The 14,547-nt window shown below is 67.0% G+C and carries 7 protein-coding genes; 1 reads left to right on the forward strand and 6 read right to left on the reverse strand.

Annotated features, from left to right (window positions below; genetic code table 11):
• Positions 1-223 precede the first annotated feature (223 nt).
• A complete protein-coding gene (locus tag Pla123a_RS12640) occupies positions 224-6,178 on the forward strand; it encodes an ATP-binding protein (RefSeq protein ID WP_197527917.1) in 5,955 nt (1,984 codons plus the stop codon).
• 34 nt (positions 6,179-6,212) lie between these two features.
• On the opposite strand, the gene Pla123a_RS12645 is transcribed toward Pla123a_RS12640, so the two are convergent.
• The 6 genes from Pla123a_RS12645 to Pla123a_RS12670 all read right to left on the reverse strand — a co-directional run bounded on the left by Pla123a_RS12645 (position 6,213) and on the right by Pla123a_RS12670 (position 14,475).
• Positions 6,213-7,508, reverse strand: a complete 1,296-nt coding sequence (locus Pla123a_RS12645) for an OmpP1/FadL family transporter (RefSeq protein ID WP_146587451.1) — start codon at positions 7,506-7,508, stop codon at positions 6,213-6,215.
• 231 nt (positions 7,509-7,739) lie between these two features.
• Entirely contained in the window at positions 7,740-8,492 is a 753-nt protein-coding gene (locus Pla123a_RS12650; protein WP_231956419.1) for a 5-oxoprolinase subunit PxpA, read from the reverse strand.
• Positions 8,492-10,186: a 5-oxoprolinase subunit PxpB gene (gene pxpB, locus Pla123a_RS12655; protein WP_146587453.1), complete on the reverse strand. Its 1,695-nt coding sequence runs from the start codon at positions 10,184-10,186 to the stop codon at positions 8,492-8,494. Before pxpB ends, Pla123a_RS12650 begins: the two co-directional genes overlap by 1 nt.
• A 132-nt stretch (positions 10,187-10,318) precedes the next feature.
• Positions 10,319-11,464 carry an NAD-dependent dihydropyrimidine dehydrogenase subunit PreA gene (preA, locus tag Pla123a_RS12660; RefSeq protein WP_146587455.1) on the reverse strand — a complete coding sequence of 382 codons (1,146 nt, stop codon included), beginning with the start codon at positions 11,462-11,464 and terminating at the stop codon, positions 10,319-10,321.
• 87 nt (positions 11,465-11,551) lie between these two features.
• A complete protein-coding gene (locus Pla123a_RS12665) occupies positions 11,552-12,910 on the reverse strand; it encodes an aspartate aminotransferase family protein (RefSeq protein ID WP_197527919.1) in 1,359 nt (452 codons plus the stop codon).
• A gap of 116 nt (positions 12,911-13,026) precedes the next feature.
• Positions 13,027-14,475 carry a uracil-xanthine permease family protein gene (locus Pla123a_RS12670; RefSeq protein WP_146587460.1) on the reverse strand — a complete coding sequence of 483 codons (1,449 nt, stop codon included), beginning with the start codon at positions 14,473-14,475 and terminating at the stop codon, positions 13,027-13,029.
• Positions 14,476-14,547: the final 72 nt, after the last annotated feature.

Genomic DNA, 14,547 nt, shown 5'->3' on the forward strand with positions numbered 1-14,547 from the left:
CACGCGAACGGACGGCCCAAGCGGCAGATGCCGAAGCCGTTCACTAGCCTGAGCAATTCAACATCGACCGGAACTGCCGCTACTACCGCTGCGATCGTAACCCGGGCGGTTTCAATTCCACCACGCCCGCCGCCGTGGCAGACTGATCGCCGTAGCGCGCAGCGGAGCGACATAATGTTGTATGGCCCATTCCTCCAAGCCTGCCTCCAACCATCGCCCTGCCATGCCCTCGCCCCCCGATCCGCACGACGACTCGCCGGTCGTCTGCGCGTACATCGCAGGGGAGGACCACCGAGCGATCCGTGCCACACACGAGGCGTACCCCAATCGGTTCTCAAGCCTCAAGTTAATCGACTCGTGGCCCGAAGTCAGCACGCTGGTCGGCTCAGAACGCGTCTCCGGCGCCAGGCGCCTGGTCAGCGTGCTCGACTACTCGGAGATCTCGCACGGTAAACGGATGCGGCTCGACCGCGACTCGATCTACCTGAAGCGGGTTCGATCGGACGCCGTCGCCGGGCTTGTCGCGTGGGAGGCCTGGGCCGACTACCGCGTCGCGGTCTTCTCTCACACCGAAGGTGACACGCTCGAGGCCGTCCTGGCTGGCCACCGCCTGGGAGTCGAGCAAACGCTCGAGCTGGCGGTCCGGATCCTCGACGGGCTCGACGCACTGCACGAGCATAAAATCACCCACGGCGACCTGAATCCCCACTGCGTCACGCTCGTCGACGGCGAAGCCGCCTCGGCCGTCCTGCACGGCGCCGGGGCGCCCCCACCAACCAGCAACGTCAGCGAAGATCCGCGGGCCCTGCTCCACGCTCTGTACTGCTCTCCCGAAGCCGCGGGCGCCATTGAGTACGACACCGGTCCTTGGTCCGACCTCTACTCTCTTGGGATTTTGCTGTTCCGCGCCGTGGCCGGCGTGCCCCCATTCAGAGCCGAGGATATCGGGCAGATCCTGTTCGAGCACGTGACGGCGCCGATTCCATCGCTGGAATCGTTCGGAGTCGAGGACGCGCCGTCGGCGTTCGAGGCCTTCCTCGGGCACCTCCTCAAGAAAGACCCCCGCGATCGGTACCAGACCGCCGCATCCGCCATGGCGGATGCGAACAGGTTGGTGGCGGCGTTGCGGGCAGGCGACACCGAGCCTCAGATCGAAATCGACGCGTCCGCACAGCGGTGCAGGATCGCCGAGCCGGCGTTCGTCGGGCGACAACGCGAGCTCCAGGCGTTGCTCGAGGCGGTCGAGGACGCCAAACGTGGCGCCGGCGGGGCCGTCCTGCTCGAGGCGCCGTCGGGCGGTGGCAAGTCGCGGATGCACTCCGAACTCATGCAGATCGCCCGACGAGAGTCCGTGTGGGTCCTCACGGGGCAGGAGACCAACGACAACGGCCGCCGCAACCTGACGATGCTCAATGGCGTCGTCGCCGACATCGTGAGTCTGGCGTCGCGGCAGCCGGAGGTGGCCAGCCAGTTCACGTCGTCCCTGCGGCGGGAGTCCACGACGCTCACCTCGGTCCTGCCGAACCTCGAACCGCTGCTGGGCGACCACGAGCACGTGTCGGCGCCCGAAGAATTCGGCGAGACCCGCGCCGTCCGGGCGCTGATAGCGCTGCTCGACGCCCTCGGCGCCGCCGAACGCCCTGCCCTGGTCTTCTTGGACGACTGCCAGTGGGCGGACGCGATGTCGCTGAAGCTGCTGCAGCAGTGGTCGCGGGCCCAGCCGGAAGGGGGACGCTATGTCACGGTCGTGGTCGCGTTCCGCTCCGAGGAGGCGGCCCCCGACCACCCGCTCCGCCGCGTCGCGGCGATGCGACAGATCAAACTCGATCCACTCGACGAAGCCGAGATCCGTCAGCTGGCCGAGTCGATGGCCGGTGAGCTGCCCGAAGAGATTCTCGAACTCACCGTCCGGCTCGCCGAGGGCAGCCCCTTCATGGCGTCGGCCGTGCTGCGAGGCCTGAATGAAAGCGGCGCCCTGGTAGCCGGCTCCAAGGGCTGGCTGGTCGACCGCCAGAAGCTCGACGACTGCCAGTCATCCGACCAGGCGGCCAAGCTGCTGAGCCGACGCGTCGACCTGATGAGCGAGCCCGCCATCCGCCTGCTCTCGATCGGCGCCGTGCTCGGCAAGGAGTTCGACGTCTCGCTCACGGCGAGACTAATGGGGGTCGAGCCGGAGGCGTTTGTCGAGGCGCTCGACGAGGCCAAGGAACGGCGGCTTGTGTGGGTTCGACCCGACCGCACCCACTGCGTTTTCGTCCACGACAAGGTCCGCGCCGCCGCGCTCGAACGGCTCGACGACACAACCGCCCGAACCGTCCACCGCCAGGCGGCGGTGCTGTTGTGCGGACATCCGGGCAGCAGCACCGCGGAAATAGCCCACCACTTCGACGCTTGTGGCGACTCGCACGCGGCCCTGCACTTTGCCATGACCGCGGCGGTCCACGCCCGCAAGCGGTACGCGCTGGATGTCGCTGAGGATCAGTACCGGATCACGCTGCGGGGCGTGCCGGACGACGACCGGGTCACCAAGTGTCGGATCAACGAGGGGCTGGGCGAAGTGCTCATGCTCAAGGGGAAGTACGACGAGGCGTTCGCCTGCTTCACCAGGGCGACGCCGCTGGCGAACGGCAAGCACTCGCAGGCGTCGATCCGCGGCAAGCTCGCCGAGCTGAGCCTGAAGCGCGGCGAGATGGAGCTGGCGGCCAGTGAGTACGAGTCGGCCCTGCGTCGGCTCGGCTACTTCGTGCCGCGTCACGCTCTGATGTGCGTCCTGTTGCTGGCCTGGCAGGGGCTGGTGCAGCTGGCGCACACGCTCGCCCCAAGGATCTTCCTGCACCGCAAGCAGCGGCTGCCGGACGCGTCGGAGAGGCTCCGTCTGCAGCTGCTGAGCGGACTGTCGCACTCGTGCTGGTACGGGCGGAGCCGGACAAAGATGTTCTGGTCGCACCTGGCCGGCATGAACCGGGCGGAACGCTACCAGCCGTCGGCCGAGCTTGCCGACGCCTACTCGAACCACGGCGTCGGGATGTCGCTGTTCGCGCTCACCGGCCGGGCCGAGACCTACTGTCAGAAGGCGCTGGACACCTACGCCGCGTTGTCGGACGCCTGGGGACAGGGCAAGACGCTGCACTACTGGGGGATCGTACTGTACGGCGCGTCGCGGTTCCAGGAGTGCATCGAGAAGTGCCGGGAGTCGGTGCGGCTCCTGGAGCGGATGGGCGACTACCAGCAGATGCACCTGGCCAGGTACCAGATCGCCGCGTCGCACTACCACCTAGGCGACTTCTTCAACGCGATCGAGCAGGCCAAGCTAAACCGCCAGTCGGGGCTGGTCACCGGCGACACGCAGGCCGCGGGGATCAACCTTGAAATCTGGGCGCGGTCCACCAACGGCGACATGCCGCGTGACCTGATCGAGGAGGAATTCAACCGCGACCGATTCGACCCGCAGGGCGCGGCGCAGGTGACGCTCGCCAACGCGGTGGTGCTGCTGCGGGATGCGCGTGAAGAAGAAGCAATCGCGATCATGCGCGACGCCCTCCACAGCACTCATGGCAGGGGCGTCAAGAACTTCTACACCATGCCGCTGCTGGCGTGGGTCGCCACCGCGTCCCGCAGCCTGGCCGAGCGATGCAGCCCCTACGACGCCCACCGGCTCAGGCGCCTGCTAAAGCAGACGCTCGCCGACGCTCGACGGGGCCTGCTGCAGTCGTGGGCCTGCCGCAACGACGCCCCCCGGATGCTGCGTGAGGCGGCGGTCGCGTCGGCGATGCTCGGACGGCCGGTCCGCGCCAAGCACAAATTGTACGCGGCGCTGCACATCGCCAAGAAGCAACGCGCCCGATTCGAGTTCGCACTCTGCCTGCAGGCGTACGGCAAGATTGGCGAGCCGCTCGGCTGGGACAAGGCGTCGGCGCGACTCGCGTCGGCGCAGAGGACGCTCGACCTGCTGGCGTTCCGCGCCCGCGGCGACCAGGCCTCGGAGGCCGATACGGGCCGCGAGTCACTCTCCCTGGTCGACCGTTTTGACACGGTTCTCGAGTCCGGACGCAGCATCGCGTCGTCCCTCGGCTCCGAGGCGATCTACCAGCAGACCCAGCGGGCGGCGCTGCGTCTGCTGCGTGGGCAGGAGTGCGTTGTCTGGGACGCCGACGCCAGCAGGGTCCAGGTGCAAACACACGTCAGCTCGCCCGAGCAGGTGCGGACGCTCCAGATCGAGCACTACCGCGACCTCATCGACGAGGGTAGCTGCTGGGGCCCCCAGCTAGCCCCGGTCTTCTCGGCGGATGGCGTCGAGAGCGACCACGGTTCCTGCCTCGCGGCGCCGATCCTCGTGCGGGGAAGGATCACCGCCATCATGGTTGTCGCGCACCGCGACCTCGACAACCTGTTCGGCGAGGACGAGCTGAGGCTGGCGGAGTTCATCGCCACAATCGCCGGGGCCGCGCTGGAAAACGCCGCGGGCTTCCAGCAGCTCCAAGAGCTGAACGCCACACTCGAGGCCCGCGTCAGCGAACGCACCGCGGTCGCCGAAGGCAAGGCCCGCGAGCTGGCCGAGTCCAACCAAGAGCTCCTGCGGGTCGCGACCGAACTCCGCGAGAAAGAAGAGCAGCTGCGGGTGGCCATGCAGGCGGCCGAGGCCGCCAGCGAGGCGAAGAGCCAGTTCCTCGCCACGATGAGCCACGAGATACGCACGCCGATGAACGGCATCCTCGGCATGGCGGAACTGGCGCTGCGGAGCGAGCTCACCCCACAACTCTCGACCTACCTGCAGACGGTCAAGCAGTCGGGCGAGGCGCTGCTGATGCTGCTCAACGACGTGCTCGACTTCTCAAAGATCGAGGCCGGCAAGATGGAGATCGAGGAGATCGAGTTCGACCTCCGCGCCGTGGTCAGAGATGCGGTCAAACTGATGTCGGCCGCGGCCGGCAAGAAGGGGGTCGAGCTGCTCTTCCAGGTCGCCCCCCGGGCGCCCAAACTAATCCTCGGCGACCCCAACCGCCTGCGTCAGATCATCGTCAACCTAGTAGGCAACGCCGTAAAATTCACCGACGAGGGCGAGGTAGTGGTCTCAGCCGAGGCGGCGCCCAAGCTGGGCCGAGGCTGGGTGCTGCGGTTCTCGGTCCGGGACACCGGCCCCGGGGTTCCGGCGGAAAAACAGAACGAGATCTTCGAAGCCTTCCGGCAGAGCGATGGCTCGACCACCCGCAAGTACGGCGGTACCGGCCTCGGACTCTCGATCTCGACCGAGCTGGTCGGCCTGATGGGCGGCCGTATCTGGCTGGAGAGCGAGGTCGGGCAGGGCTCTACCTTCTTCTTCGAGATCCCGCTGCGGACCGATGCCGCCGCCACGCCACCAGCAGAACCCGAGCGGCGGCTAGAGGGCGTGCACGCGATGGTGGTCAGCGACTGCCAGAGCGGCGCGGACCTCTACGCACGCACACTCGAGCGGCACGGAGCCTCGGTGTCCCAGGTCGGCCCCGAGACCGACCTGGCGGCCGCCGCCGGCGCGGCTCCAGGCGAGCGGCGCCTTGCGGTTGTTGACCTCTCGAATCGCGGAAACTGGGGACCTGAGCTCGCGGGCCGGTGGCCTTCGCTCAGCCGCGAGCACGACTGGGAGACCCTCTGGCTCACGCCGGTCGACTGGGTCGACACGCCGGACCACCAGCTGCAAGGGGTTCGCATCACCAAACCACTGGCCGACGGCGATCTGATCGCGTCGGCGATTCAGGCACTGCGGCTGATGACCGCCGTCGAGGCAGCGGAGCCAGAAGACGAATCAATCGATTCACGGCCCCTGAAGATCCTGCTCGTCGACGACAGCCAAGTCAATCAGCAGGTGGGCGCCGGCCTCCTTGCCACGCAGGGGCACAAGATCACAACCGCCGACAACGGCGCTGAGGCCCTGCAGGAACTTGCCGCGGCGGACTTTGATATCGTGCTGATGGACCTGGAAATGCCGGTCATGGACGGGCTGCAGGCCACCCGCAAGATCCGCGAACGGGACGCGCAACGCGGCGCGCACACGCCCGTGGTTGCGATGACGGCCCACGCACTCCACGTCGTTCGTGAAAAGTGCGAGCAGGCCCAGATGGACGCCTGCCTGACCAAGCCGATCGACCCGCGGGTGCTGTTCGAGGAACTGGCGCGCCTCGTGCCGAGCGGGGTGGAGGCCTGAGGGCGCCCCACCGTGGCCCGCCCTACCAACGCGCCTAGTAACGCACGGTAAAACCGGCTGACAGGGCGTCCGCCGAGACCTCGCTCTTCACCGAAGACCCCGGTATCGCGCCGAAGGTGGGCAGCGTCCACGGTCCCGAAGCCTCGCCCTCGAAGCCGTGCAGGTAGGCGATGTTGAAGCTGGTCTTGGCCGAGACGTCCATCGTGGCGCCGATCGAGACAATGTGGCCGATCACCAGCGGCGAGCCGACGTTGAAGAACGCGGTCGAGTCGCTGATCGGATTCGACTGGTAGTGGTAGCCCATCCGCAAGATCAGCCGCTCGGTGGCCTGAATCTGAGCCGCGGTCGAAACCGAAAACACGTTGTCCCAGCCCAGACCGGTCGCCGCGCCAAAGGCGTTGTATCCGGCGGTCCCGAAGCCCTTGGTGTTCTTGTAGTCGAAGTACCTCAGGTCGAGCCCCCAGGCCACGTGCCTGATGCCGGTGTAGCCGAAGCCCAAGGAGGCGACCATCGGCAGGTCGACATCGAGCTTGTCCAGCCGGGGCGCACCGACCTCGTCGGTGGTGTTGAACCGGAAATCCTCAAACCAGGTCGGCGACTTCAACGACGCGCCGACCGTCCAGTCGCAGTGGGAGTCGTAGTACACGCCGAGCTGGAACGCGCCGCCGTAGTGGTAGCGTGTGCCCAGGCCGTCTCGGTAGGTGAAGGCGGTATCGGTGTTGGCGTCGTCGGGCGGGGCCAGGAACAACGGCGCCGCGTTAAGAGTCCCCATCGCGAGAATCGGCGAGAAGCCGACCGACAGATTCGGCGTCACCTCCAGCGCGGCGGCGGGCGCGACCTCGAACACCTGGAACTCCGCGAACACGCGGCCCAGTCCGTTCGGCTGGGGCGCGAGCACCGGGTTCGTGAGGCTCGAGGGGTAATTCGCCTTGAAGCCGGCCACGCCGTACATGCCGAAGCCGAGCGTGAGCGGGCTGCAGCAGTTGCGTTCCACGAGGCCGACGGCCGGGATGAGTGAGGCCCCGGTTTCGGCTTCGGTCGAACCGGAACCGGCAGCCGGGAAAGCGGAGCTGAGGGTCTCGGTCTGGAGCAGCAACTCGGCGCCGACCGTCACTTCCGAACGCCGCAATCCGGTCATCGTGGCCGGGTTGCGGAAGATGGCCCCCGCCGCGTCAACCGGCAACGCCGTGCCGACGCCGGACATGCCGCGGTTGACGGTGCCAACCCCGGGCATGATGAGCCCCTGGGCGTTGGCCGCAGGCACGAAGACCGAGCATGCAACCGCCGCAACGCAGCAGGCCAACCATCGCTGTTTCCGGTCGCTAGTCATCGAGGATTCTCGCCATGCACCTGGAAGGACTCACGCTCGAGGAGGCGAACCGACGCCCCGCGTCTCACGGTCGGTATCGGCCGGCGAGCCCGGTCCTAGCGAACGTTCCGGTCGTGCGGCGTGAGGGAATCCGCGGAGCGGGTCGAACAACCGGCAAAGTTTGCGCAGTCGGTCCCCGGCGTCGACTCCGCGTTCGCCTTCCCGCCGCTAGCATCGACGCGGCAAGAGCGATCAACAGCCCACGGCGAACGACCTCAGGCAGACGCCCCGGCGTTCGAGGGTGAGCCGCACGCCGGCGGCGTAGCCGACTGCCCATGGGGTGTCGCCGTGTAAGCAGATGCTGTCGCACCGGACCGCGGCGTCGGGCCCATCCACCGTAGAAACCGCGCCTTCTAGCGCCAGGCGGAGCGCCTGACGGACGACCTCGGCCTCGTCCTCGTGCAGCGCCCCCGGCTCGTCGCGCGAGACCAACCGCCCCGAGGAATGGTAGGCCCGATCGGCGAACGCCTCGGCGTAGAAGGGCACGCCGGCGGCTCTGGCCGCCGACTCCATGCAGGAGCCCGCCTCGCCCAAGAGCGCCAGCGGGCGCGGCCCCTCGCCGGCGATCGCCGCGGCCGCTTCGGCAAGCGCGGGGTCCGTTCCGAGCTGGTGGTACAGCGCGCCGTGTGGCTTGACGTAGCCAACCGACCCGCCGGCGGCTTCGGCGATTTCCGCCAGCGTGTCGATCTGCCGCCGCAGCAGATCACTCGCCTGCTGCGGAGTGATTGGCAGGTTCCTACGCCCATAGAACTCGCGGTCGACGTGGCCCGGGTGGGCGCCGATCGTCACGCCGAGCTCAACCGCCCGGCAGGCCGCGGCCCGCATCGACGCGAGGTTGCCGGCGTGTGCACCGCAGGCGATGTTGGCGGAAGTCACGTAGGCCAACAGCTCGTGGTCGTTGCCGGCCCCTTCTCCGACGTCGGCGTTGAGATCGATCGATCGCATCAGGCTCTCCGGATGGCCTCTCTGACGCCTGCGTGCACCGCTTGCAACTCTCTCTCGACCTGGTCGTAGAGACGCTCGGCGTCTGCCAGGCTCACCTCGCGGAACGTCAGCGATTCGGCTGGCCGCAACTGTGCCAGTATCGGTAAGTCGACCGCCGCAACACAACCCGCAACGGGGTAGCCGCCGAGGGTTTGGCTATCGGCAGCCAGGATAATTGGCTCCCCCCCAGGGGGGATCTGCACCGCGCCGGGAGCGACGGGACGCGACTCGCTGGCCCCGGGAGTGTCGGCCGGAATGGGGTTCCCCTGCAGCCGCACGCCCATCCGATTCGACTCCGACGCGACCCGAAACTCTCCGCCCAGCAGGCGACGCCAAGCGAGATCGCCGACCGCCCCAATGCCGCCGTGGCGGACGATCCGCAGCGTGGCGGCAGCCCGGGGGGACGCGGGGACGAACCACCCGGTCGGGTCGCCAGAGTCGGTCAGCTCGCCCAGACAGGCAAGCTGGTCCCCCGCCGCCAACGCCCGACCGCGATGGCCGCCGAACCCACCCTGCAGATCGGTGTCCGCGCTGCCGAGCACACACTCCGCGGCAAAACCGCCGGGCGCCGCCACGTAGGCCCGCGCACCGGTGAGCCCGCGCAGGTCCAACTGCTCGCCCGCTCGGAGCCTAACACGCCGAGCGCCGCCGAGGGCCTCGGTCACGCCACCGGCGAGTCCCAGCACTACATCGTGCAGACACTCAACAACCGGGCCCACGAGCGTCGACTCGATAGCGACCGCATCCGGCGCGTTGCCGACCAGCTCGTTGGCAAGCCGCAGCGACGCTGTGTCCATCGCCCCCCCTGCCGCGACGCCCCATTGCCGCACACCGGCTCGGCCCAGCGATTGCAGACTGCTCTGCACGCCTGGCGAAGCGACCCTCAACACCGCCCTGCCCTCGCGATGAAGTGGACGCTCCTCTCGGCCCTGCTCGGTGGCGGCTAGCTGACCACGGTCGATAGGCTCAAACCGCACCCGGTCGCCGGCCTGCAGCAGGCCAGGTGGGTCGGCGTAGGGATCAAACAGCTTCTGTGGGCACCGGCCAATCAGGTTCCAGCCGCCCGGTGACGCGTTAGGGTACACCGCGGTGTACGGGCCGCCGATCGCCACCGCGCCCGCGGGCACGCGGGTCCTTGGCCGTGCGCGACGCGGCACACGCAACCCCTGGGGCAAGCCCTCCAGATAGGCAAAGCCCGGCGCAAAGCCGACCGCACCGACTCTGTAATCCGCGTCGCAGTAGAGCTGCACGACCTCGTCCACGCCGCACCCGGCGTGCTGTGCTACGAGCGGCAGGTCGGGCGCAAAAGCCTCGTCAAAACAAACCGGCAGCGTGTGCACAACCGGCAGGACTGCGGCGGCTTGCGTCGCCATCGCTAGGCTGCTGCGCACCCACGCGGCCACGGTCTCGTGCCGCCGCCCCCCGGAGCCGCAGGGGATGGCGTCCGGGTCGAAGAATATTCCAAGCGCAGTGAACGCCTGCGTAACATCCGTCACGCCGGGCAGCGGGTTGGCCCGCAGCCGATCAGCGAGGGCGGTCACGCGTTGCCGCGAGTCGGTCGCGTCGGGGTCGAGCTGCACCACCAGCGCAGCGTCACCGAGCGGTTCGATGACAGGGGCGGCGGAGGCGGCAGCAGACGGGGACGAGTTAGGCACGGTCGCTATTCTGGCGGGCAACCGGCCGATCGTCCATGCACCGGCTGTCTTATTGAGACGCGTTCACAACACCGCCGCCGACAGGGCCGGCCGCCTCGCCTGTCCGCTACGCCGTACTCCGCCTACAGCGGCCTAGCCGCGGGCCAGGGCGTCGCTCTGGTCGACGAAGTCGTCGCCGTCCCACTCGGTGTCGGCCTTGACCATCTTCTTCTTTTCGTGCTCGGCCTTCTTAGCGGCGCGCGCTTCGGTTTGCCGTCTGACCAAGTCCGCGTGGGTGGTGAAGTACTGCAGCGAGTGCCCCCGGAAATCGTTGAGCGAGTCGAACTTGTGCTTCTCCATGAAGGCCAGCAGCTGCTCCTTCATCGGCGCCACGACGCCGTAGCCGGACTTCATCACGCCGGTGCAGACCTGCACCGTGTGCGAGCCGAGCAGGATGAACTGCGCGGCGTCCTCGCCGGTCTCGACGCCGCCCATGCCGCTGAGCGTGCGGTCTGGGAACTCGTCGCGGAGCACGGTGGCGATCTCCATACACATCCGCAGGGCGATCGGCTTGACCGCCTGGCAGCTGTAGCCGCCCGGCGTGGTGTAGCCCTCGACCGTCGGCTCGGGCCGCAGGGTCTCGAGGTCGACGCCGATTACGCTGCGGATCGTGTTGATCGCCGAGACGCCGTCGCACCCGGCGCGGAGACTCGCCCGCGTAGGGTCCTCGATGTGGGTGACGTTGGGTGTCATCTTGGCCCACACCGGCTTCTTGGCGACTTCCATCACCCAACCGCAGACCTCTTCGAGGATCTCGGGGTCCTCGCCCATCGCGGCGCCCATCTTCCGCTCCGGCAGGCCGTGGGGGCAGCTAAAGTTGAGCTCGAACGAGTCAACGCCCGCCTCCTCGCAGCGACCGATGATCTCCTGCCAGGCGTCCTTGTTGTACTCCTCCATGGCCGAGCAGATCAGCACCCCCTCAGGGTGCGAGTCCTTGAGCGCCTTGAACTCGTCGATCCAGGCCTCGAATGGCCGATCGCTGATCAGCTCGATGTTCTCCCAGCCGTAGATCTCATTAGACCCGTCCGCCTGTGTGTGGCGGCTCCGCAGGCGGCCGTAGCGCGGCTGTACGTTGACCACCTTCGACGCGTCGAGGCTGACCGTCTTGCAGATCACGGCGCCCCACCCCTCGTCTAACGCGCGGCCGATTACCTTGCCGTTCGTGCCTGGAGGGCCCGAGGCAATAACGAACGGGTTAGGGAGCTTGAGCCCGTTGACTGTGGTCGCTAAGGTTGCCATCGCTACCTCAAAGAGTTTGTTAACCACAAAGAATCGAAGACACGAAGGTGTCGCGTCAAGCGCTTCGTGTCCCTTATGATTTTGTGGTTATTTGATTCTCAGGTTTTCGAGCACCTCGTCCAGGGCCGCTGCCAGGTAGTCGGCGTCGTCCGCCGTGAGGCACATCGGCGGCTTGATCCGCAGGGTGTTGCCGTACAAGCCGCCTTTTCCGATCAGCACACCGCGGTGCTTCATCTGCTCCATCACCTCGGCCGCCTCGGTGTTGGCGGGCTCTCTCGACTGCCGGTCGCGGACCAGTTCGACGCCGAGCATCAGGCCCATGCCGCGGACCTCGCCGATCAGCGGGTGCTTGTCCTGCAGGGCAAGTAAGCCTTCCATAAGCCGCCCGCCGACCTCGAGGGCGTTCTGCTGGATGCCGTCCTCGTCGATCACCTCGAGTGTGGCCAGGCCCTGGGTCATGCTGACTGGGTTGCCGCCGAAGGTGTTGAAGTGGATCCGGTTGGTCATCACCTGGCTGATCGCCTCGGTGGTGGTGAAGCCGCCCAGCGGGGCGCCGTTTCCGATGCCCTTCGCCATCGTAATGCCGTCCGGCACGACATCGTAGTTCTGGTGGGCCCAGTAGTGCTTGCCGGTGCGGCCGAAGCCCCCCTGCACCTCATCGGCGATGCAGATGCCGCCGGACCTCCGTACGATCTCGTAGACAATCTGAAAGTACTCCTTCGGCGGCGTGACCGTGCCGCCGACGCCCTGGATCGGCTCACCGATGAAGCACGCCACCTCGCCTGGCGTCTGGTAGCGGATCACCTCCTCGACGTCCCGCGCGCACTTCAGGTCGCACGACGGGTACTCCAGCCCGTACGGGCAGCGGTAGCAGTAGCCGGCGTGCGTGTGGTGCACGCCCGGCGCGTTGTTCTGCTTGAACTTCCAGGTGCCGTGGGCGGTGAGACCCATCGCGGTGGCGGTGCCGCCGTGGTAGCCGTTGCGCAGCGCGATCACCTCGGTGTTGCCGGTGTGCTCGCGGGCGCTGAGGATGGCAATCTCGTTCGCCTCGCTGCCGCTGTTCGTGAAGTAAGACCGCGTCAGCCCGTCGGGCATCTTGCTCGCCAGCTTCTCGGCGAACCGGGCGATCGCTGGATGCAGGTAGATAGTCGTAGTGTGCTGCAGTTTGCCATTCTGTTCGTTGACCTTCTCCATTACTTTGGGGTGGCAGTGTCCTACGCTCACGGTGACGATGCCGGCGAACGCGTCGAGGTAGCGTTTACCCTTTTCGTCCCACACGTACTGCATCTTCCCCTCGACCACCATCAGGGGCTCTTTGTAGTACGTGATCACGCCCGGTGAAACGTACTGCTTGCGCATCGCAATGACCTCCTCACGCGACGGACCGTCGTACGGCGCCGGGGTGTGGTCGATCACGGGGAGTTGAAGCTTCGCGTCGGTAGACATACGGCACATCCTAGTCAACTAACCACAAAGTACACGAAGAGCACGAAAGAGGTCGCAAGCTAGGTAACCCTGGGAATAGTGCTTAGTGTTCTTTGTGTCCTTAGTGGTAAAAACAATCACTCCCCTTCGCCAACATCGCCCGCCTCCGGCACCAAGACCCCCGGGTCGTGCAGGCCGCGTTCTTCCTTGGTGCCGGGGATCAGGTTGTCGAGTGCGATGCCAAGGATTGCCGCCACGGCCATGCCGGTCCTACCAATCGCGCCCACCACCGCGGCGACGCCCTGCGGTAGTTCGGCCAGCATCGCGGAACCGGCGTCGCTGCCGAAATAGGCGGGCACGCTCAGCCCCATGAACACAGCAAAACCGCCAATTAATAGATTACGGTCGCTGTCGAGGTCGGCCTTCGCAAACTGCCTCACGCCAACCGCGCTGATCAGCCCAAACATGACGCAGTACAGGCCGCCTACCACCGGCTGGGGAATGGCGGCCGCGACCGCGCCAAACTTTCCGAACAATCCCAAGAGCACGAGCATCCCGCCGGCGACCTGAACGACGTAGCGGCTCCCGACCTTGGTCAATCCGACTAGCCCGACGTTCTCTGAGTAGCTGGTCGAGCTAAAACCACCCAACACGCCCGTCAACGCACACGCGACTCCCTCGAAACCAATGCCGCGGGAGATCTGCCTAGGGGTGGGGTCGCCCCCGCCTGCCATGTGGCTGCAGGCGTGGTAGTCGCCGAACGATTCGATCATGCTCGCCAGGTACCCGGCCAGCACAGCCACGATAAATGCGCCGCTGAATCGGGGGATTCCCCACGGGAGAATGACGCTTGTGGTTCGCACCCATTCGGCGTTGTTGACCGCGTCAATACTGACCCGAGCGGGGTGCCCTTCGCCGTAGACGCCGGTGGCGGTAAGCAGCCCACACAGGCCAACCGCCGCCAGGATCGCCAGCAGCATTGGGAACAGGCGGAACACCAAGCTGTGCCGGGCGGCGACTAGTGAGAACCCGATGATCATGGCCATCGTCAGCAGGCTAGTCGGCCAGTGGCTCGCGGCGACCGGGGCGCCGGCCTGATACAGCGCCAGGCCGATCAGCATGATCACCGGACCGACCACCACCGGCGAGAGAATCTTGCGGACCTGCCCCATCAAACCCGAGAAGCCGATGGCCGCCTCGACCAGCGCGCCCAGGATCACGGCCCCGGCGATGTACTGCATGCAGAGCCCACCGTCGCCGGCGAAGCCACCCTCGGACGCCGGGGCCAGCACGGTTGGGATGATTACGGTCGTGAAGGCGGCCAGAAACGAGAAGCTGACGCCCTGGATGATCGGTAGCCGCGACCCAAGTGTCGACTGCAGCAGCGTCGCGACGCCGCTGCATAACATCACCGACGAGATCAGCAGCGCCGTGTCGGTCGGAGACATCCCCATCTGTGGGGCCAGCAGCAGCGGCACCGCTACGGTCGAGCCAAACATCGTCAGCACATGCTGCAGCCCCAGCACCACCGCCCGCCCAAGGGGCGGCCGATCGTCGAGGCCGTAAATGACGCTACTATGGTCCATCACTTCCTTCGGCTTAATTCACGCGTTCCCGGCTCCACAGAAAAAGATCGCCGCTGGTCGCTATTGCTAGCG

Origin of the sequence: Posidoniimonas polymericola, from assembly GCF_007859935.1 — a bacterium.
Lineage (GTDB): Bacteria > Planctomycetota > Planctomycetia > Pirellulales > Lacipirellulaceae > Posidoniimonas > Posidoniimonas polymericola.

Bases quoted from the DNA above. Each gene is read 5' to 3' on its own strand.
- Pla123a_RS12640 (WP_197527917.1), top strand. From the start codon at position 224: ATGCCCTCGCCCCCCGATCCGCACGACGACTCGCCGGTCGTCTGCGCG.
- Pla123a_RS12645 (WP_146587451.1), bottom strand. From the start codon at position 7,508: ATGACTAGCGACCGGAAACAGCGATGGTTGGCCTGCTGCGTTGCGGCG.
- Pla123a_RS12650 (WP_231956419.1), bottom strand. From the start codon at position 8,492: ATGCGATCGATCGATCTCAACGCCGACGTCGGAGAAGGGGCCGGCAAC.
- preA (WP_146587455.1), bottom strand. From the start codon at position 11,464: ATGGCAACCTTAGCGACCACAGTCAACGGGCTCAAGCTCCCTAACCCG.
- Pla123a_RS12665 (WP_197527919.1), bottom strand. From the start codon at position 12,910: ATGTCTACCGACGCGAAGCTTCAACTCCCCGTGATCGACCACACCCCG.
- Pla123a_RS12670 (WP_146587460.1), bottom strand. From the start codon at position 14,475: ATGGACCATAGTAGCGTCATTTACGGCCTCGACGATCGGCCGCCCCTT.